Consider the following 21,257-nt stretch of genomic DNA (forward strand, 5'->3'; position numbering starts at 1 on the left):
CTACACCTCCTTTGCGTTGGTTTCGGAATCGCACGAGGGGTCGATATCCATGGCATGTTCGCTGTCTTTGTCGTGCGCCCGGCGCGCAAGGCGCGAGAAGCTTTCGAGCGATAGCATCACGGCACCGACCACGGCGAGGAACACACCCAGATCGAAAAGCGCGGCGGTGGCGAGTTCGAATTCCTGAAAGGGCGGGATCCGCACATAGGTGAAATCCGATGTCAGGAATGGTTTGCCAAAGAACCAGCTTCCGATCCCGGTGAGGCCCGCGATCAGGACGCCCGAGCCGATCACCCCGTGATAGGAATAGCGCAGCCGTGTCGTGGCCCAGCCAAAACCGCTGGCCATATACTGAATGACGACAGCGATCGAAACGATGAGGCCGGCGATAAATCCACCACCCGGATCGTTATGGCCGCGCAAGAAGATGTAGAAGCCGACCATCAGCACCACAGGCATGGTGACGCGCGTCAGCACGACCATCATGAGCGGGTGAACGTCGCCCGCACGCGGCTGATCGGGCTTGCGGTTCAACAGTTTAGCCCGTGTGGGACCCGCCAGAAGGGCTTCGGTCAGCGCATAGATCAGCAAGGCCGCGATACCCAGAACGATAATCTCGCCGAATGTGTCAAACCCCCGGAAATCGACAAGGATCACGTTGACCATATTCGTGCCGCCGCCGCCCTTGTAGGAATTGGCTATGTGGAATTCCGAGATCGGTGCCGCCACCGGATCGCGCAGAAGGTAGTGCCAGGAGAGCGCCATGGTGGCGAGGCCGCCGGCGATTGCAATGCCCGCATCGCGCATGCGTTGCAGGATGGTCGATTCCGCCGGCGTGCGGTTGGGCAGGAAATTCAGCGCCAGCAGCAGCAGGATGATCGTGACGACCTCGACGGTGAACTGCGTCATAGCAAGGTCTGGCGCGCTGAAGTGCACGAAGCCGATCGACACCATAAGGCCCACGATGCCCAGCAGGATAAGCGCGAGCAGGCGGTTGCGATGCAAAAAGACAAGCCCCAGCGCCGCGGCGATCAGCATCAGCCATCCGGCAACCGCGATCGTATCCAAGGGGGCCATCGCGTAATCGGCCGCACCAATCGTGCCGGTCATCCAGGCATGAAAGCTGAGCGTGATGACGGTGGTCGCCATGATCGCGGCATAGCGCGAGAATGCCCCATCATGCAGCGGCGCGATGAGCCCGCGCGCGGCGGCGACGGCCCAGCCGATCAGCCGGTCAAAGATCGCCTTGGCCTCGGGGCGGGGCGCCGCATCCCACCCGCGCAGTAGTGGAGCAAAGAGCGCGAGCAGGATCAGACCGCCGATAACGGCCGCAATCGACATGTAGAGCGCGGGCACCAAGCCGTGCCAGATCTTGAAGTAGGCGGTGGGCACCTCGGCGGCGCCGCCCAGAACGGCGGAGGTGACCAGCTTGACGAAGGGCTCGGCAACAAATGGCGCGACACCGATCACGACCACGGGGATCATCAAGAGGGCTGGCGGCAACCACATGCCCGCACCCGGATCATGCGGCTTGGCCGGGTAATCGTCGCGCTTTGGGCCGAGAAAGGTGTGACCGATCAGGCGGAAGCAATAGGCCGCGGAAAAGAGCGAGCCGACGACGGCCAGCGCAGGCACAAGCCACGGGATGCCAAAAAGCGTGGTGCGATAGGCCTCCTCCAGCATCATTTCCTTGCTGAGAAAACCGTTCAGCAGGGGAATGCCTGCCATCGACAAGGCGGCCAGCGTGGCGATTATGAAGGTGATCGGCATGAGGTGCCGCAATCCGCCAAGGCGGCGAATGTCGCGGGTATGCGCCTCGTGGTCGATGATGCCCGCAGACATGAAAAGCGCGGCCTTGAAGGACGCATGATTGAGGATGTGAAAGACCGCCGCCATCGCGCCAAAGGCCGTCCCGGTACCCAGCAGCATGGTTATGAGGCCGAGATGGCTGACCGTCGAGAAGGCCAGAAGCGCCTTCAGATCATGCTTGAAGAGGGCGATCACGGCGCCAATGACCATGGTGACGAGGCCCGCCGTGGTCACGATCACGACCCATTCGGGCGTGCCCGACAGCACCGGCCAGAGGCGCGCCATCAGGAAAATGCCCGCCTTCACCATTGTGGCCGAGTGCAGATAGGCGCTGACCGGGGTCGGCGCCGCCATCGCGTGCGGCAGCCAGAAATGGAATGGAAACTGCGCCGATTTGGTAAAGCAGCCCAGCAGGATCAGGATCAGCGCGGGCACATAGAGGGGCGAGGCCTGAATCAGGTCGCGCCGCTCCAGAATGACGCTCAGATCGTAGCTGCCCGCGATCTGGCCGAGGATCAGCATGCCCCCGATCAGCGCAAGGCCTCCCATGCCGGTCACGGTCAGTGCCATGCGGGCGCCTTGGCGCCCTTCGGGCAGATGCTTCCAATAGCCGATCAAGAGGAATGACGACAGCGACGTAAGCTCCCAGAAGATCAGCAAAAGCAGGATGTTGTCGCTGAGCACAATGCCGACCATCGCGCCCTGAAAGAGCAGCAGGTAGGTAAAGAACTCGCCCATATTGTCATCGCGCGACAGATAAAACCGCGCGTAGGCGATGATCAGCAGGCCGATCCCGAGGATGAGGCAAGCAAAAAAGAACCCGAGCGGATCCAGCATCAGCGTCATGTTCAGACCGATGGCGGGCAGCCAGTCGAACCCTGTCATCACCACCTCGCCGGCGAAAACGGTGGGCGCATTGGTCAAAAGCCCGATCAGCGCGGCCAGCGACACCGTGAATGTAACCCCTGCACAGGCTTGACGCCCGGCGGAGTTCATCAATCCGGGCAGCAAGGCCCCGAGAAACGGCAAGGCGACAACGAGAAAAAGGGACACGGGCGCTCCTGAGTTGCTGGCTTTTTCGGGCCGGACCTATCTGTGGTCAAATTTTCCCATAGTCTCAAGTGAAACCGACAATTTAGGCCTCAAGTTCGGGTGTGACGGGGGCCGTATACTAATAAGAGCCAAAATTGCCATCCCGCGGCCAGATGTCGCAGGTGGCCTGAACCGGTGGGCGGCGCCGGTGCTGGAACAGAGCGGAAGAAACAAGCCGTTGCGTAAAATTTAGGCAGACGCGGCGTCTTCGCCGTTCAACTGGCCATGAACGTTGCCATGCACAGGTAAGTGGCTAAGATAAATACATGAATGGCGACCGATCATACTTCAGCGAAATGCATTGTGCGGGCGCCACCCGCGCACCCTACACGGCTTATGACAAATGGTTTGCCGGACAAAACAACGAGCGGCTGGCCAAGAAATCGCGCGAGGCCGAGGCATTCTTTCGCCGGACGGGCATCACCTTCAACGTCTATGGCCAGAGCGATGCCGAAGAGCGGCTGATCCCTTTTGATCTGGTGCCGCGCATCCTGTCCGGGCGCGAGTGGACCAAACTGTCGAAGGGGATCGAGCAGCGCGTCTATGCGATCAACGCCTTTCTGAATGACATCTACAATCGGCAGGAGATTTTGCGTGCCGGCGTGGTGCCGGTCGACCTGATCGCGCGAAACGAGGCGTTCTTGCCGCAGATGATGGGCTTTACCCCGCCGGGCGGCGTCTACACCCACATCGTGGGCACCGATATCGTGCGCACCGGAGAGGATGATTTCTTTGTCCTTGAGGACAATGCGCGCACGCCCTCGGGGGTCAGCTACATGCTGGAGAACCGCGAGACGATGCTGCAAATGTTTCCTGAGCTTTTCAGTTCGATCAAGGTTCAGCCGGTCAGCGATTATCCCAAGAACCTGCGCCGCTCGCTTGAGGCCTGCGCGCCCCACGGGTGCAACGGGCGGCCCTGCGTCGCCGTTCTGACGCCGGGCATCCACAATTCGGCCTATTACGAGCACAGCTTTCTCGCCGATCAGATGGGGGTCGAACTGGTCGAGGGGCATGACTTGCGCGTGGTCGATGGCCGCATCGCGATGCGCACGACACGCGGATACAAGACGATCGACGTGCTCTACCGGCGGGTGGATGACGAATATCTCGATCCGCTGACGTTCAATCCCGCCTCGATGCTGGGCGTGCCGGGCATTATGGATGTCTATCGCGCGGGCAACATTACCATCGCCAACGCCCCCGGCACCGGCGTGGCCGATGACAAGGCCGTCTATAGCTATGTGCCCGAAATCGTGAAGTTCTATACGGGTGAGCCTGCGATACTCAAGAATGTCGAAACGCACCGCTGCTCGGAGCAGGAGGCCCTGCAATACGTGCTCGACAATCTCGCGGATCTGGTGGTCAAGGAGGTTCACGGCTCGGGCGGGTATGGCATGCTGGTCGGCCCCGCCGCCAGCAAGCAGGAGCTGTCGGATTTCGCGGCCAAGCTGCGCGCGCGGCCGGCCAATTACATCGCGCAGCCCACGCTTGCCCTCTCGACCGTGCCGATCTTCAGCGAGAGCGGTCTTGCGCCGCGTCATGTCGATCTGCGGCCCTTCGCGCTGGTGTCGCCAAAGGGCATGAACATCACGCCCGGCGGGCTGACGCGCGTGGCGCTGCAAGAGGGCTCGCTAGTGGTGAACTCCAGTCAGGGTGGCGGCACCAAAGATACCTGGGTGTTGGAAGACTGACATGCTGGGAAAAACTGCAGGCGGCCTTTACTGGATGTTTCGCTCGCTCGAGCGGGCGGAGAACACCGCGCGCCTGATTGAGGCGGGATTTCGCATCGCTTTGACGCGGTCCACGAATGCGGATGCCGAGTGGCGCTCGGTCATCGAGACTTCGGCGGCGCAAAGCGCCTATGAGGCCGCGCATTCGGGCTATGACAGCACGCAGGTCGTCAACTTCCTGCTGCGCGAGACAAGCAACCCCAGCTCGGTCCTGTCGGTGATCCGCGCGGCGCGCGATAACGCGCGGCTGGTGCGCACCGCGCTGACGACCGAGGTCTGGTCAGCCGTAAACGAGACATGGATGCTCTTTACCGAGTTGCTACAGGATCCGATCCCCGAGACCGAATTGCCCGCCGTTCTGGCCACGATCCGGCAGCAATCGGGGCTGGTGCGCGGCGCGCTCTATGGCACGATGCTGCGCAATGATACCTATGATTTCTGCCGCATCGGCACCTATATCGAGCGGATGGACAACACCGCGCGCATCATCGACGTCAAGTATTACTCGCTCTTGCCGTCGCCCTCCTTCGTCGGCAGTCGCCTCGACAATGTTCAGTGGGAAACGATCCTGCGCTCGGTTTCGGCGCACCGCTCGTTCCGCTGGGCTGTCGAGGATGATTTTACAGCGCCCGCGATCGCGGAGTTTCTGATCCTTGACCGGCGCATGCCCAGATCATTGTCCTATTGCGCCAGCCAGATTGTCGAGTCGCTGTCGAACCTGTCCGAGGAATACGGGCGGCGCGAAACCTCGCATGACATGGCCGACGCGCTGAACGCGCGGCTGCAAAATCGCGATATCGACACGATTTTCGAGGAAGGGCTGCATACGTTCGTCACTGGCCTCTTGACCGAAACGGCGGGGATCGCCGGACAGATCGAGCAAGACTACAGGTTCATAAAATAGATGGAACTTCGCATTAGCCACACGACCGAATACGACTACAGCGCCCCGGTGGATTACGCGCTGCAAAAGGTGCGCCTGCGGCCCCTGCCGTCATCCATGCAAGAGGTACGCGACTGGTCGGTCGAGGTGATGGGTGGCCGGATCGAGACCAGCTATGTCGATCACTACGGCAATCACGTCGATCTGGTCGGCATCGAGCGCGGAGCGCAGAAGCTGAGCATCCTTGCCAGAGGCAATGTCCAGACCCTGAACGGCACGGGCGTTCTGGGGCCGGTCTTTGGGCGTGCGCCGCTGTGGCACTTCGTGCAGCCCACCCTTCTGACCATGCCCGGCGAGGCGATCATGGCACTTCCGCGCATCTCGAACGATCCCGAAACGCGGCTGGGCAGTTTGCATGAGCTGTCGGCCACCATTCTGGAGGCGTTGCCATATGAATTCGGCAGGACGAATGTGAACACCCCCGCCGAGGAGGCGCTTCGGGGCAGTCATGGCGTTTGCCAGGATCACGCGCAGGTGTTCGTCGCGGCGGTGCGGCAGTCGGGCATCCCGGCGCGCTATGTCAGCGGCTATCTGATGATGAACGACCGCGTCGATCAGGACGCCACCCACGCCTGGGCCGAGGCCTATGTGGACGATTTGGGGTGGGTCGGCTTTGACATCTCGAACGGGGTGTCGCCGGACGAGCGCTATGTCAGGATTGCCATCGGGCGCGACGCGCGCGATGCGTCGCCGATCGAGGGGTTGCGCATGGGGTCTGCTGACGAGTCGTTGATGGTGTCTTTACAAGTTCAGCAGTAAAGAGATTTCAGCGAACCCATTTGGACAAAGAAAATGACCTACTGCATCGGCATGCGACTGGATCGCGGACTGCTCTTCATGTCCGATACCCGCACCAGTGCGGGTGTCGACAATTTCGCCGTCAGCAAGAAGATGTTCTCGTGGAGCGTTCCGGGCGAGCGCATGATAACCATCCTGACCGCGGGCAATCTGGCCACGACGCAGGCATTGATCAGCCTGCTTGAAGAGCGCTCCGTCTCGGAGGAGGAGCGCAATCCCGGCATCCTGCGCCAGCCCACGATGTTTCAGGTCGCGCGACTGGTTGGTGCGACGTTGAAAGAAGTCATCACCAATTCGTCCCCGTCGGGTCAGACGTCGGACGACCAGTTTGGCGCATCGATCATCGTCGGCGGTCAGATCAAGGGCGGCAAGCCCACGGTCTTCATGATCTATCCCGAGGGGAATTTCATCGAGATCACCGATGACACGCCTTTCTTTCAGATTGGTGAGACGAAATATGGCAAGCCGATCCTCGTGCGCGCCTATGATGGCAAAATGGATTTCGCCGAAGCGATCAAGCTGCTGCTGGTCTCGTTCGATTCGACGGTAAAATCGAACCTCTCGGTGGGCCTGCCCTTTGACCTGCTGGTTTATGAGAACGATTCCTTCGCGTGCGACCGCACCAAGCGGGTGAATGCGGATGATGCCATCTACCAGCAGATTGCGACCGGCTGGAGCGATGCGCTGCGCGATGCGTTTCAGCTGTTGCCCAGCTACAGTCTCTGACGTGCCTTCGGGGGCCGCCTTGCCCGAAAGCCCCGATGGCCACATCCATCCATTGCAAGTTGAAACCTTTTTGGAAAGCGGGCAGGTTGCTGGCTGAATGACCTGCTGTTTCGGAGTATTTGGCAGAAAACCGCATGGGATATTAAATGATTACTCCTGTTCTTCTATGCGGCGGATCCGGGACGCGGCTTTGGCCGCTGTCGCGCAAGTCCTACCCCAAGCAGTTCGCGCGGCTCATGGGCGATGAGAGCCTTTTTCAGGCCTCCGCGCGCCGTCTTTCGGGCGAGGGGTTTGCCGCGCCGCTGGTCGTGACGGGTGATCCCTTCCGCTTTATCGTGACCGAGCAATTGGCCCAGATCAGCCAGGCGCCCCAGGGCATCCTGATCGAGCCCGAGGGGCGCAATACCGCGCCTGCGGTGCTGGCTGCTGCGCTGTGGCTGGCCGAAGGGGACGCGGGCGCGTTGATGCTGATCGCGCCCTCGGATCATGTCATCCCCGATGCAGGCGCGTTTCGCGCCGCTGTCGAGGCTGCCGCGCCGCGCGCGCGGGACGGCGATCTGGTCACCTTCGGCATCGCACCCACACGCCCCGAGACGGGGTATGGCTATCTGGAGCTGGCATCTGGCACCGATGCAGGCGCAGGCGCGCCCCAATCACTCGCCCGCTTTGTCGAGAAGCCGGATGAGGCGCGCGCGCAGCAAATGCTGGCGGCTGGCAACTTCCTGTGGAATGCGGGGATATTCCTGTGCTCTGCCGAGGCCGTGATTGCCGCCTACCGCGACCATGCGCCCGCCATGCTGGAGGCGGTGCAGGCCGCGCATGATGCGGCGAGCCGTGATCTGGGCTTTACCCGGCTCGCCGCGGGGCCATGGGCCGCGGCCGAGGATATCTCGATCGATTATGCCATCATGGAGAAGGCGCAGAATCTGGCCGTCATGCCCTATACTGCGGGCTGGTCCGACCTTGGCGGCTGGGATGCTGTCTGGCTGGAGTCGGGGCCCGATGCCGAGGGCAATGTCTGCTCGGATCACGCCACGGCGATTTCCTGCGAGGATACGCTCTTGCGCTCGGAGTCCGCCGATGTCGAGCTGGTCGGGATCGGGTTGAAGGACATCGTTGCCATCGCGATGAACGACGCGGTGCTGGTGGCGCATAAATCCGAGGCGCAGCGCGTCAAGGAGGCGGTCAGCGCGCTCAAGGCGCGGGGCGCATCACAAGCGGTGCAACTGCCGCGCGATTATCGCCCCTGGGGCTGGTACGAGAGCCTCGCGATCGGCGGACGGTTCCAGGTCAAGCGGATCGTCGTCAACCCGGGCGCGAGCCTGAGCCTGCAAAGCCATCATCACCGGTCCGAGCATTGGGTGGTGGTCGAGGGCACCGCGCGCGTCACCGTCGGCGACCAGGTGCATCTGCTGAGCGAGAACCAATCCGTCTATATCCCCTTGGGCGCGGTGCATCGCATGGAAAACCCCGGCAAGCTGCCGATGGTCCTGATCGAGGTGCAGACCGGCAGCTATCTGGGCGAGGATGACATCATCCGCTACGAGGACATCTATGCCCGCGAGTAGACTGGCCCCGAGTAGACTGGCCCCGAGTAGACTGGCCTGCGAGTAGACTGGCCTGCGAGTAAACGGGCTTACCTTGTGTGACGACACGCAGTGTTGTATCCGGCGACGGCCTCGTTGCGGGGCGCGCGCGCGCTGACTGATCGGAGATGACGATGAAAAAGGCCTTTGTGACCGGTACCACGGGGCAGGATGGCTCGTATCTGGTCGAGCTCTTGCTGGAAAAGGGGTATGAGGTGCATGGGCTCAAGCGCCGTGCATCATCGTTCAACACCCAGCGTATCGACCACCTGTTCAAGGACATCCATGAAGAGCCGCGGTTTCGCCTGCATTACGGCGATCTGACCGATACCTCCAACCTCACGCGCCTTCTGTCCGAGATCCAGCCCGACGAGATCTATAACCTTGGCGCGCAAAGCCATGTCGCCGTCAGCTTCGAGGCGCCGGAGTATACGGCGGATGTCGATGCCATCGGCACGCTGCGCCTGCTCGAGGCGATGCGCTTTCTGGGGATGGAGAAGAGCTGCCGTTTCTACCAGGCCTCCACTTCCGAGCTATACGGGCTGGTTCAGGAAACACCGCAGACCGAGACGACGCCGTTCCACCCTCGCTCGCCCTACGGCGTGGCCAAGCTTTATGCCTATTGGATCGCGGTCAACTACCGCGAAGCCTATGGCATGTATGCGTGCAACGGTATCCTGTTCAACCACGAAAGCCCGCGCCGGGGCGAGACCTTCGTGACGCGCAAGATCACGCGCGGTCTGGCCAATATCGCGCAAGGTCTCGATGACATGCTCTACATGGGCAACATCGACGCCCTGCGGGACTGGGGCCATGCCAAGGATTACGTGCGCATGCAGTGGATGATGCTGCAACAGGACACGCCCGAGGATTTCGTCATCGCCACCGGGGTGCAGCACTCGGTGCGCGATTTCATCACCTGGGCCGCCGCCGATCTGGGCATCACGCTGGACTTTCAGGGCACGGGCATCGACGAGGTCGCCGTGGTCCGGCAGGTCGAGGGCGATAGCGCGCCGCACGTCAAACCGGGGCAGGTCATCCTGCGCATCGATCCGCGGTACTTCCGCCCCGCCGAGGTCGAGACCCTGCTGGGCGATCCGTCCAAGGCCAAGGCCAAGCTGGGCTGGGTGCCCGAGATCACCGCGCGCGAGATGTGCGCCGAGATGGTCGCCGAGGATCTCAAGAGCGCGCGCCGCCATGCGCTGCTGGCGGCGCACGGCTATGACAGCAGCCAGGGACACAGCGAATGAGCGATACCGGACATCGCGGCCGGATGCTGCTGACCGGCGGGCGCGGCATGGTCGGGTGCAACATCCGCGAACATGCGCGGGCGGCCGAGTGGGACATCCTCGCGCCCACCAGCGCCGAGCTGGACCTGACCGATGCGGCCGCCACCGCCGCCTATATCGCCCATGAGGCCCCCGACATCATCGTGCATGCGGCAGGCCGGGTGGGTGGCATTCAGGCCAATATCGCCAATCCCGTCGCCTTTCTGGACGTCAACACCGCGATCGGGCGCAATGTCATCATGGGCGCGCGGGCCGCCGGGGTGCCGCGCCTCATCAATCTGGCCTCCACCTGCATCTATCCGCGCACCGCGCCGAGTCCGCTGGCCGAGGAGATGGTGCTGACCGGCCCGCTCGAGCCGACGAACGAGGGCTATGCGCTGGCCAAGATCATGGCGCTGCGCCTGTGCCAATACATCCGCACAGAGACGCCCGACTTGCAGTACAAGACGCTGATCCCCTGCAATCTCTATGGCCGCCACGACACCTTCGATGCCGCCGCGTCGCATATGCTCCCCGCCGTCATCGCCAAGATCCACGAGGCGCGCACGGCGGGCCGCGACACGGTCGAGATCTGGGGCGACGGCACCGCGCGGCGCGAGTTCATGTATGCGGGCGATCTGGCCGAGGCCGTGCTGCGCGCGGCGGGCGATGTCGATGCGCTGCCGGACCTGATGAATGTCGGCGTGGGCACGGATCATTCGATCAACGCGTATTACGCCGCCGCCGCCGCCGTGATCGGCTGGAACGGCCAGTTCACCCATGACCTGAGCAAGCCGGTCGGCATGAAGCAAAAGCTGTGCGATACGTCGCGCCAGACCGCATGGGGCTGGACCCCGCAAACGGATCTGCAGGCCGGAATGGCCGCCACCTATCAATTCTACCTCGAAAGGCTGTCCTCATGAGCGCGCGTTTTCCCCTTGCCACCTCTTCCTGGGATCAGGCCGAACAGGACGCGCTGCAACGCGTCATCGCCTCGGACCGCTTTACCATGGGCGCCGAGGTGGCCGAGTTCGAGCGCCGCTTTGCCGCGCATTTCGGCGCCAATTTCGCGGTGATGGTCAATTCCGGTTCCTCGGCCAACCTGCTGATGGTGGCCGCGCTGGCCTATACGTCCAACCCCGATCTGCGGCTCAAGCCCGGCGACGAGGTGATCGTGCCCGCCGTCAGCTGGTCGACGACCTACTATCCGCTGCACCAATACGGGCTGAAGCTGAAGTTCGTGGACGTCGACGCCGAGACGCTGAATTACGATCTGGATGCGCTGGCCGATGCGGTGACGGACCGCACCCGTGCGCTGATGGTGGTCAACCTCTTGGGCAACCCCAATGATTTCGACGCCATCGCCCGCATCACCGAGGGGCGCGGCATCGTCATGATCGAGGATAACTGCGAGTCCATGGGCGCAAAACTGGGCGGCAGGCACTGCGGCACCTTCGGCGTCATGGGGACATTCTCGACGTTCTTCTCGCATCACATCTCGACCATGGAGGGCGGCGTCGTCGTGACCGACGACGAGGAGCTGTATCACGTCATGCTGTCCTTGCGCGCCCATGGCTGGACGCGCAACCTGCCCAAGCAGAACCACGTCACCGGCGAGAAAAGCGATGATCCCTTCGAGGAGAGCTTTCGCTTTGTCCTGCCCGGCTACAACCTGCGCCCGCTGGAGATGTCGGGCGCGGTGGGGATCGAGCAGCTGGCCAAGCTGGACGGGCTGGTCGCCGGGCGGCGGCGCAACGCGGAAGCCTTCGTGGCCGCCATGCAGGACCACCCGAAATTCCGCATCCAGCGCGAGATCGGCCAGAGCAGCTGGTTCGGCTTCAGCCTGATCCTGCGCCCCGAGCTGGCAGACAGCCGCGCCGATGTGGTGCGCGGCCTCGAAGCGGCAGGATTTGAATGCCGCCCCATCGTGGCCGGCAACTTCGCGCGCAAGGAAATCGTGAAGCACTTCAACTTCGACATCCACGGCGAGCTGCCAAACGCCGACTACCTCGACACCCGCGGCCTCTTCGTCGGAAACCACCACTACCCCATAGAAGACGCCATAACCCACCTCAAAGCGTTCTAGGACCGCTAAGGAAGGGGCCACCGGCGGGGGGGGGGGCTTGGGCAGCCGCCTGCCCAAGCCCCCCGCCGGGTCTGGCTTGACCGCAGCCGAACGGCTATGGTGCGCGCATCGTAGATTTCGCTATGCCCGAAGGTTTCAAATGCATCCCATGCCCGTGCCCCATCCCAAGGCCCAGGACCGCGACAACAGCGTTGCGGCCGCGCGCAAGGTGTTGGAAATCGAAGCGGACGCGCTGCGCCATATGTCCGAANAGGCCCAGGACCGCGACAACAGCGTTGCGGCCGCGCGCAAGGTGTTGGAAATCGAAGCGGACGCGCTGCGCCATATGTCCGAAAACCTGCCCGAAGATTTCGCGGGCGCGGTCGAGACGGTGATGGCCTGCAAGGGCCGTGTGATCGTGTCGGGCATTGGCAAGTCGGGCCATATCGGGCGCAAGATCGCAGCGACGCTGGCCTCGACGGGAACGCCCGCCTATTTCGTTCATGCGACCGAAGCCAGCCACGGTGATCTGGGCATGATCGGCCCGGATGACGTGTGCCTCTTGATCTCCAATTCCGGCGAGACGGCAGAGCTGCGCGACATCGTTTACCACACACAGCGCTTCAGCATTCCGATGATCGGGATTTCGTCCAAATCCGGCAGCACGCTGATGAAAGCGGCGGATCATCGCCTGACCCTTCCCGCGTGCCCCGAGGCGTGCCCGATCGGACTGGCGCCGACCACCTCGACGACGCTGACGCTGGCGCTGGGTGACGCGCTGGCCGTGGCGCTGATGGAGCGGCGCGGATTTGCCCCCAAGGATTTCGGCGTCTACCATCCGGGCGGCAAGCTGGGCGCACAGATGCGCAGCGTTGCCGACCTGATGCATTCGGGCGATGCCCTGCCGGTGCTGGACGATGATGCGCCGATGGCCGATGTGCTGCTGGCGATGACCTCCAAGGGGTTCGGCGTGTGCATATTGGTGCGCGACGGCATCATCAGCGGCGTCATCACCGATGGTGACTTGCGCCGCAACATGGACGGGTTGATGGAGCGCCGTGCGCTTGACGTGGCCACGAAAAAGCCAGCAAGCGTTCCGCCCGACTGCTCGGCCCCCGAGGCGCTGGCGCTGCTGAATGCGCGCGCGCTGACGGTTTTGATCGTTGCGGATGCCGGCAACCGCCCGGTGGGCGTGTTGCACCTGCATGATCTGCTGCGCGCGGGCGTCGTCTAGGGCACCGGGCCAGTCAGACGCGCATCTGGGGCGAGATGGCGTTCGCCGTATCTTGCAGCCAGGGCAGGATGTCCTGCCGGATGCGCGCGTCGTCCCAGTGGTGCGACGAGACCGAGCAGTGCACAGCCGCCCAAGCGCGCCCATCGGGGCCACGCACAGCGCAGGCGATGCCGATTTCATTGAGAATCATCTGGTTATGGGTGATGGCATAACCCTCTGCGCGTGCCGTCTCGATCTGCTCGGCGATGGCCGCGCGGTCCACTGTCGTCTGGGGGGTGTGGGCGTGCAGGTGCCAATCGCGGATCGCCGCTGCGCAGTCGGCGGGGGAATGCGTTGCCAAGATCGCTTGCCCCGCTGACGTGCTCAGCGCCGGAACCCGGCGGCCGGGCACCGAGGCAGCGAAATGCGTGCGAGTGCAGGGCAGGCGCACGGCGTAAATGATGTATTCATCGGACAATTGCCCTAAATTGACCGTCTCGCCCAGCCGCTGGGCGAGGTCGATCAGCTTGGGCATGGCGCGGGCGATGAGGGGGTCGGACCAGTAATAGGCATAGGCCAGCCGCAGCCATGCGTGCGAGGGCCGATAGCGCCGCGTCACCGGATCCTTTTCCAGCATACCCTCGACATGCAGGGTGTTGGCCAGCCGTTGCACGGCGCTCTTGTCGAGGCCCGTGATCTCTGCCAACCCGGCCAGCGACAGCTCTGTATGCGTCTCATCAAAGGCTTGAAGCAGGCGCAGGCCCTTGGCCAATGAGCCGACGAACAGAGTGTTCTGCTTTGGTTTACTCATCAAATCCCTATCGATTGTAACGGTTTAACTAAAATGCCGGAAATTCGCTCTTGATTTATCGCTTGGGGCAGGTTTGTAGTTAACTACATTGTGATCTAGCATATCATTATATGATATATCTTGGAGCGCAATCCAAAATACGGCACCGCAGCGCCTCTGCGGCAGGGAGAACACTATATGAGAGCCACGTTTTTGAAATCCACCGCGCTTGCAATGGCGCTGAGCGTCGGGGCCAGCGGCGCCGCAATGGCCGACAAGGCCAGCGGCACGTTGAGTGTCGCCTTCACCAAGGAGCTGGAGAATGTCGACAGCTTCTTCAACTCGTCGCGCGAGGGTGTCGTGCTGCAGCGCGCAATCTGGGATGGTCTGATCTACCGCGATCCCATCACCAACGAGTATGAGGGCAATCTGGCCACCAGCTGGGAGTGGATCGACGACAAGACGCTGGAATTGAAGCTGCGCGAGGGCGTCACTTTCCATGACGGCTCCGACTTCACGGCAGATGATGTCGTCGCTACCGTCAATTTCGTCGCCAAGGAAGAGAATGGCGTCAAGACACAGCGCAACGTGAACTGGATGGAGGCCGCCGAGAAGATCGACGATTATACCGTGCGCATCACCACCAAGGATGTGTTCCCGGCGGCGATCGAATTCCTGTCCGGCCCTGTGTCGATGTATCCGGCCGAATATTATGCCGAAGTCGGGCCGTCGGGCATGGGCCTGAAGCCCGTGGGCACCGGCCCCTACAAGGCCGTCGAAGTGGTTCCGGGCCAGCATTTCGTTCTGGAAAAGAACGAGAACTACCATGACAGCCCCAAGGGCCAGCCCTCGATCGAAAAAATCGACATCCGCACCATTCCGGACGTCAACACCCAGCTGGCCGAGCTCTTTTCAGGCTCGCTGGATCTGATCTGGCAGGTGCCGGCGGATCAGGCCGAAAAAATGGCCGAGATGGATGATCGCTTTACCGTGCTGAACGAGTCGACGATGCGTGTCGGCTATCTGTCGATGGATGCGGCGGGCCGGTCCGGCATGGACCCGAACCCCTTTACGGATCTGAAGGTGCGCCAAGCGGTTAACCACGCCATCGACCGTCAGGCGCTTGTCGACAACCTGCTCAAGGGCAAGTCCAAGGTCGTCTCGACCGCGTGCTTCCCCAGCCAGTTCGGCTGCGCGCAGGATGTGACCAGCTATGAGTATGATCCCGAAAAGGCACGCGAGCTGCTGGCCGAGGCAGGCTATGAGGATGGTTTCAGCACCGAATTCTATGCCTATCGCGACCGCGAGTATGCCGAGGCGATCACCAGCTATCTGAACGCCGTCGGCATCGACACCGAGTTCAAGCTGCTGCAATATTCGGCCCTGCGGGAGCTGAACATGAAGGGCGAAGTGCCGCTGGCCTTCCTGACTTGGGGCAGCTTTTCGGTCAATGACGCCTCTGCGATGGTCAGCCAGTTCTTCAAGCACGGCAGCCTCGACGACGCGCAGGACGACCAGACCAAGGAATGGCTGGACGTTGCTGACAGCTCGACGGACCCTGAAGAGCGCAAGGAGTTCTATCGCAAGGCGCTGCAGCGCATCGCGGATGAGGCCTATTGGGCGCCGATGTTCAGCTACAACACCAACTACGTCATGACCGAAGAGGTGGACTACACCCCGACGGCGGACGAGGTGCTGCGCTTTACCGATATGACCTGGAACTAAAGCACGCTTTTGGGCCCGGAGGATCTGCGGATCCTCCGGGCCTTTCTTTTGCGCGCCAAGCCAATTGCAAATCCGGCAGGGAGATAGCGGCACATGCTGCCATTCATACTCAAAAGGCTGGGCCTCGCCCTCCTTGTGGCCTTCACGGTCAGCTTCATCAGTTTCTCCTTGCTGTTCCTGTCGGGGGATCCGGCGGCGGCCCTCGCGGGGGAAACGGCCAGCGGCGAGGATATCGAATCGCTGCGCCGCCTTTACGGCTTCGACCGGCCCATGCTGGTGCAATACGGCGAATGGCTGTGGCAGGCGTTGCAGGGCGATTTCGGCGAGAGCTATTACTTCAAATTGCCGGTATCGACGCTGATCGGTGACCGCCTGTCGGTCACCATGACGCTGGGTGTCTGCGGCATCACCTTTGCGCTGCTGACCGCCGTGCCACTGGGCGTGGCTGCCGCGATCCGGCCCAATTCGATCATCGACCGTGTCGCGCTGTTTTTGTCGGTGGCCGGTCAGGCGATGCCCAGCTTCTGGTTCGGTCTGATCCTGATCGTGCTTTTCGGGATCACGCTGGGGTGGCTGCCGCCTTCGGGCGCGGACTCTTGGCGGCATTTCATCATGCCGACCATCGTGCTGGGATATTACGCGATGCCTGCCATCATGCGCCTGACGCGCGCCGGGATGCTTGAGGTGCTGAATTCGGACTACATCCGCACCGCGCGGGCCAAGGGCGCTGGCGAGGGGCGCGTATTGTTCAAACATGCGCTGCGTAATGCGATTATCCCGGTGGTCAGCCTTGCGGCCGTTCAGATGGGCTTCATGCTGGGTGGCTCGATCGTGGTCGAGTCGGTCTTTGCCCTGCACGGCGCCGGATACCTCGCCTGGGAGAGCATCGCGCGCAACGATCTGCCCACGGTGCAGGCGCTGATCCTCATCTTCTCGATGTTCTACATCATCTTCACCTTTCTGGCCGACGTGCTGAACGCATGGCTCGATCCGCGCATGAGGAGTTCGTAACATGGCGGCTCACAAGACAGTCGATCCTCTGCTGGAGGAAATTCAGGGGCCGACGCCCCGCCAGATCCTGCGCAAGCGGGTGAGGGGCCATACCGGTCTGCTCTTTGGTGTCGGTGTTGTCCTTGCATTGGTGGTCGTTGCGATTCTGGCGCCCGTGCTGGCACCGCATGATCCCTATGCCCAAACTCTGACCAAGCGCATGATCGAACCTGTGTTCATGGGCGGCACGTGGGAGCATCCGCTGGGCACTGACCATCTGGGCCGCGATTACCTGTCGCGCCTCATCTATGGTGCGCGGGTGTCGCTGCTGATCGGCGCGATTGCTGCGCTGATTTCGGGCGTGATCGGCACTGCGATGGGCGTTGCCGCCGGCTATTTCGGCGGCAAGGTGGATGCAGTCGTCACTTTCCTGATCAACGTGCGCCTTGCCATGCCTGTCGTTCTGGTCGCGCTGGCGGTGGTTGCCATCCTTGGCGGCTCGCTTCAGGTGGTGATCGGCGTGCTGGGCCTCTTGCTCTGGGATCGCTTTGCCGTCGTCATGCGCGCCTCGACATTGCAGGTGCGCCGGCGCGAGTATGTGCACGCGGCGCAGGCCATCGGCGCCTCGACCCCGCGCGTGATCCTGTCCGAGATCATGCCCAATATCGCCAACAACCTGATCGTGATCGTCACGCTGGAAATGGCGCATGCGATCTTGCTGGAAGCGGCGCTGTCGTTTCTCGGCCTCGGGGTGCAACCGCCAACGCCCAGCTGGGGCCTGATGGTTTCTGAGGGCAAGAACATGATGCTGTTCGAGCCGTGGCTGGTGCTGATCCCCGGCGTCGTCCTCTTCGTGCTGGTGCTGGCGATCAATCTTATGGGCGACGGACTGCGCGACGTCACCGCCCCCGAAAACCGGAGCTGAAGCCATGAGTGACGCCAATGCCAAACCGCTGCTTTCGGTGCGGGGCCTGACGCTGGACATCCCGATGTCCAATGGTGTGCTCCATGCCGTCCGCGGACTTGATTTCGATCTGCACCGGGGCGAGACGCTCTGCATCGTCGGGGAATCCGGGTCGGGCAAGTCCCTGACCTCGCTTGCGATCATGGGCCTGCTTGAGAAGAACATCCGCCGCAGTGCCGAGCGCATGGACTTTGACGGGACCGAGCTGACAACTGCGTCAAGGAGCCAGATGCGCGCCCTGCGCGGCGACCGGATCGCGATGATCTTTCAAGAGCCGATGACATCGCTCAACCCTGCCTATACCATCGGCGACCAGTTGATCGAGGCGCTGCAACTGCACCGCAACGTCAGCCGCGATGTCGCGCGCAAACGTGCGATCGAGCTGCTGGAAAAAGTCGGCATCACCGCCGCCGCCAGTCGATTGGGCCAATACCCCCACCAGCTATCTGGCGGTCTGCGCCAGCGCGTCGTCATTGCGATGGCGCTGATGTGCGAGCCCGAACTCATCATCGCGGATGAGCCGACGACCGCGCTGGACGTGACGATCCAGGCCCAGATCCTGCGCCTTCTGGTGGATCTGACCAAGGAGATGAATGTCGCCATGATCCTGATCACCCATGATCTGGGTGTCGTGGCCCGCGTCGCGGACAAGGTGGGCGTCATGTATGCGGGCGAGCTGGTCGAGAGCGGCCCTGCCAGCGACGTCTTTGTCACGCCCCTGCATCCCTACACGCGCGGCCTGATCCATTGCATCCCGCAGCCCGGCAAGACGGCGCGCGGTGCGCAGCTGGGCACGATCCCTGGCATCGTGCCCTCCCTCGTCGGCGAGGTGCAGGGCTGCGCCTTTCGCACCCGCTGCCCCCATGCGGTGGATGCCTGCCGCGATGCCATCCCCAAGCGAGGCGAGGCGCTTCATAAATTCCGATGCGTCCACCCCGATGGCGCGCGCGCCGCTGAAGGAGAAACCGCATGAACGCCCCTGTTCTAGAGCTGCAAAACGTCGCCAAGACCTATCGCGTCAAGCAGGGCCTTCTGGGCAAGGCCAAACCCCTGACAGCCGTCAACGATGTCTCGCTGACGCTGGGCCGGGGCGAGGTGCTGGGCCTTGTCGGCGAATCCGGTTGTGGCAAGTCGACACTGGCCAAGATCCTTCTGGGGCTGGAGATGCCGACATCGGGCAAGGTTCTGGTCGATGGCGAGGAGATCGGCGGTCAGGACCGCCTTGCCCTTGCGCGGCGCATCCAGCCGATCTTTCAGGACCCCTATTCGTCGCTCAATCCGCGCAAGACGATCATGGACATCGTCTCGCTGCCACTGCGCGTGCATGGCATCGGGGATGCGGCCAGCCGCGAGAAATCCGTGCGCGAGACGCTGGACCTCGTCGGTCTGCCCGCGCGCGTGCTGAACACCTATCCCAGCCAGATGTCGGGCGGCCAGCGCCAGCGCGTCGCGATTGCCCGCGCGCTCATCATGCGCCCCGAGATCGTGATCTGCGATGAGCCGACATCGGCGCTGGATGTGTCGGTGCAGAGCCAGATCCTGAACCTGCTCAATGATCTACGGGCGGAATTCGGGCTGACCTATCTCTTCATCAGCCACGATCTGGCGGTGGTCGAGCATCTCGCGACCCGCGTGGCGGTCATGTATCTGGGCCGCATCGTCGAGGAGGCCGAGGTGGGCGCGCTCTTTGATGCACCGCGCCATCCCTATGCGCGCGCGCTGCTCAATTCGGTGCTGACGCCCGATCCATCGCTGGGCGTGCCCGATACGCAGCTGGGCGCGGCCTATCCCAACCCGATTGCACCGCCGCCGGGATGCCATTTTCATCCCCGTTGTCCCTTTGCCGAGGATCAGTGCAAGGTGGCGGCGCCGCAACCCGTGCTGCGGCCGGGCGCGCGCGATGATGGGCTGGTCGAGTGCCATCTGCATGATCCCGCGAGCAAGATGTATCGGCCTGATTTCACCGTCTAACTGCTGAGGAGCACCACATGGCGTCGTCCCTTTCGCGCACCGCGCATACTACCAAGACCGTCATCGAGACCAAAGGCGGCGTCGTTGCAGCCCAGCATCGGCTCGCCGCCGAGGCGGGGGCCGAAGTGCTGCGCGCGGGTGGTGACGCGGTGGACGCCGCGGTCGCCACATCCTTTGTCATGGGCGTGCTCGAGCCATGGATGAGCGGGCCTGCGGGCGGCGGCGCGATGATGCTGTGGCGCGCGGGCGAGGAAAAGGCCGTGGCGGTGAACCATGGCATGCGCTCGCCGTCCGGCCTGCGCATCGAGGATTTTCCCCTTTCGGGCCGGGGCGTCGCCAGCGACCTCTTTCCGTGGGAGCATGTGACGGGCGACGTCAATGTCCAAGGGGCCAAGGCGATTGCCGTGCCGGGCGTTGTCGATGGTCTCGGGCAGGTGCATGGGCACTATGGGCGGATGCCATGGGCCGACCTGCTGGCGCCCGCGATTGCCCATGCGCGTGCGGGGATGCTGGTGGATTGGTATGCGGCCCTCGTCATCGCCTCGACCACCCGCGCATTGGCCGCCGATGCGGATGCCGCAGCGCTTTTCCTTGAGGACGGGCAGTGGCCAACCATTTCGGGCTGGACCGCGCTGGCCGAAAAGCGACTGGATCAGAGCCGCATGGCCGACAGCCTTGGTATAATTGCGCAGGATGGCGCCCGTGCGCTCTATGAGGGCGACTTGGGCGCAGCCATGGCGCGCGATGTGCAGGACAAGGGCGGATATCTCAGCCATGACGATCTGCGCAGCTACAGCGCCGAGATGCAAAAGCCGCTCAGCATGGCCTATCGGGGCGCACGCTTTCATCTGGTCGATGGCCTGACCGCCGGGCCGACGTTTGCCCATGCGATGGGCGATCTGGAAAACCGCGATTTGAAGGATATGCCCGAGGCCTTCGCCGCCTATGCAGAGGCCCTGAACGGCGCCTATGCAGCGCGACTGGGCAGCATGGGCGACACGGGCGAGAGCCCCGAGGCCCCCGGATGCACCACGCATTTCTCGGTCGTGGACCGGGACGGCAACATGGTTAGCCAGACGCAAACGCTGCTGTCGATCTTTGGCAGCCGTGTCGTATCGCCCTCGACCGGGTTTCTGATGAACAACGGCATCATGTGGTTCGATCCGGTCCAGGGACGTCCCAATTCACTGGGCCCGAACAAGCGCTGCCTGATGAATGTCTGCCCGGTGATCGGCGAGCAGGGCGACCGCCGCTTTGCCTTCGGGGCGTCTGGAGGGCGCAAGATCGTGTCGGCGATGTGCCAGATGGCGTCCTTCGTCACCGATTTCGACATGGATATCGAGGCCGCGTTCCACCAGCCGCGCATCGACGTGTCGGGCGGGCCCCATGTGGTCGCGGACGAGGCGCATACGCCCGAAGTGCTGGACCGGCTGCGCGCGGGGCATGACGTCGTGACCGCGCCGCGCACCGTCTTTCCCTTTGCCTTTGGCTGCCCGGCAGGGGTCATGCGCGCAGGCGATACCAACACCGGATGCACCGAAATCATGTCGCCCTGGGGCGATGCCGCACTTGAGACAAAGGACTGAA

Annotated in this window: 17 protein-coding genes; 15 read left to right on the forward strand and 2 right to left on the reverse strand. The window is 62.8% G+C overall.

Going from position 1 to position 21,257, the window contains the following annotated elements; translation table 11 throughout:
* Positions 1-2,862, reverse strand: coding sequence for a monovalent cation/H+ antiporter subunit A (locus tag V8352_RS16005; protein ID WP_336425305.1), 2,862 nt, complete (start codon positions 2,860-2,862; stop codon positions 1-3).
* 335 nt (positions 2,863-3,197) lie between these two features.
* Here V8352_RS16005 and V8352_RS16010 point away from each other — a divergent pair, with 335 nt between their 5' ends.
* From V8352_RS16010 to V8352_RS16050, 9 genes are all read left to right on the forward strand, one after another.
* On the forward strand, positions 3,198-4,592 hold the full coding sequence (locus V8352_RS16010) for a circularly permuted type 2 ATP-grasp protein (protein ID WP_442971050.1): 1,395 nt from the start codon (positions 3,198-3,200) through the stop codon (positions 4,590-4,592).
* Position 4,593: 1 nt separating this feature from the next.
* A complete protein-coding gene (locus V8352_RS16015) occupies positions 4,594-5,535 on the forward strand; it encodes an alpha-E domain-containing protein (protein WP_336425307.1) in 942 nt (313 codons plus the stop codon).
* The gene (locus V8352_RS16020) at positions 5,536-6,333 is read left to right on the forward strand and encodes a transglutaminase family protein (RefSeq protein WP_336425308.1); all 798 of its coding nucleotides are present in this window, start codon (positions 5,536-5,538) and stop codon (positions 6,331-6,333) included. It abuts the gene before it with no gap.
* Positions 6,334-6,366: 33 nt separating this feature from the next.
* A complete protein-coding gene (locus tag V8352_RS16025; protein WP_336425309.1) occupies positions 6,367-7,098 on the forward strand; it encodes a peptidase in 732 nt (243 codons plus the stop codon).
* 146 nt (positions 7,099-7,244) lie between these two features.
* Positions 7,245-8,666: a mannose-1-phosphate guanylyltransferase/mannose-6-phosphate isomerase gene (locus V8352_RS16030; RefSeq protein WP_336425310.1), complete on the forward strand. Its 1,422-nt coding sequence runs from the start codon at positions 7,245-7,247 to the stop codon at positions 8,664-8,666.
* A 152-nt stretch (positions 8,667-8,818) separates the two neighbouring features.
* A complete protein-coding gene (gmd, locus tag V8352_RS16035; RefSeq protein ID WP_336425311.1) occupies positions 8,819-9,934 on the forward strand; it encodes a GDP-mannose 4,6-dehydratase in 1,116 nt (371 codons plus the stop codon).
* On the forward strand, positions 9,931-10,875 hold the full coding sequence (locus V8352_RS16040; RefSeq protein WP_336425312.1) for an NAD-dependent epimerase/dehydratase family protein: 945 nt from the start codon (positions 9,931-9,933) through the stop codon (positions 10,873-10,875). Before gmd ends, V8352_RS16040 begins: the two co-directional genes overlap by 4 nt.
* A complete protein-coding gene (locus tag V8352_RS16045) occupies positions 10,872-12,038 on the forward strand; it encodes a DegT/DnrJ/EryC1/StrS family aminotransferase (protein WP_336425313.1) in 1,167 nt (388 codons plus the stop codon). The genes V8352_RS16040 and V8352_RS16045 overlap by 4 nt, the downstream gene beginning before the upstream one ends.
* A 373-nt stretch (positions 12,039-12,411) precedes the next feature.
* Complete coding sequence (locus V8352_RS16050; protein ID WP_442971053.1) at positions 12,412-13,251, forward strand: KpsF/GutQ family sugar-phosphate isomerase; 840 nt, start codon at positions 12,412-12,414, stop codon at positions 13,249-13,251.
* Positions 13,252-13,264: 13 nt separating this feature from the next.
* On the opposite strand, the gene V8352_RS16055 is transcribed toward V8352_RS16050, so the two are convergent.
* A complete protein-coding gene (locus V8352_RS16055) occupies positions 13,265-14,041 on the reverse strand; it encodes an IclR family transcriptional regulator (RefSeq protein WP_336425314.1) in 777 nt (258 codons plus the stop codon).
* 213 nt (positions 14,042-14,254) lie between these two features.
* Between V8352_RS16055 and V8352_RS16060 the strand changes: the two genes are divergently transcribed.
* The 6 genes from V8352_RS16060 to V8352_RS16085 all read left to right on the forward strand — a co-directional run bounded on the left by V8352_RS16060 (position 14,255) and on the right by V8352_RS16085 (position 21,256).
* A complete protein-coding gene (locus tag V8352_RS16060; RefSeq protein ID WP_336425339.1) occupies positions 14,255-15,745 on the forward strand; it encodes an ABC transporter substrate-binding protein in 1,491 nt (496 codons plus the stop codon).
* A 93-nt stretch (positions 15,746-15,838) separates the two neighbouring features.
* A complete protein-coding gene (locus V8352_RS16065; RefSeq protein ID WP_336425315.1) occupies positions 15,839-16,756 on the forward strand; it encodes an ABC transporter permease in 918 nt (305 codons plus the stop codon).
* A gap of 1 nt (position 16,757) precedes the next feature.
* Entirely contained in the window at positions 16,758-17,660 is a 903-nt protein-coding gene (locus tag V8352_RS16070) for an ABC transporter permease (RefSeq protein WP_336425316.1), read from the forward strand.
* A gap of 4 nt (positions 17,661-17,664) precedes the next feature.
* Positions 17,665-18,672, forward strand: coding sequence for an ABC transporter ATP-binding protein (locus V8352_RS16075; protein WP_336425317.1), 1,008 nt, complete (start codon positions 17,665-17,667; stop codon positions 18,670-18,672).
* Positions 18,669-19,670 (forward strand): ABC transporter ATP-binding protein, encoded by a 1,002-nt coding sequence (locus V8352_RS16080; protein WP_336425318.1) that lies wholly within the window; start codon positions 18,669-18,671, stop codon positions 19,668-19,670. Before V8352_RS16075 ends, V8352_RS16080 begins: the two co-directional genes overlap by 4 nt.
* A 17-nt stretch (positions 19,671-19,687) precedes the next feature.
* Positions 19,688-21,256, forward strand: a complete 1,569-nt coding sequence (locus tag V8352_RS16085) for a gamma-glutamyltransferase family protein (protein ID WP_336425319.1) — start codon at positions 19,688-19,690, stop codon at positions 21,254-21,256.
* Position 21,257 lies beyond the last annotated feature (1 nt).

The sequence above is a fragment of the Roseovarius sp. D0-M9 genome, assembly GCF_037083805.1.
GTDB lineage: Bacteria > Pseudomonadota > Alphaproteobacteria > Rhodobacterales > Rhodobacteraceae > Roseovarius.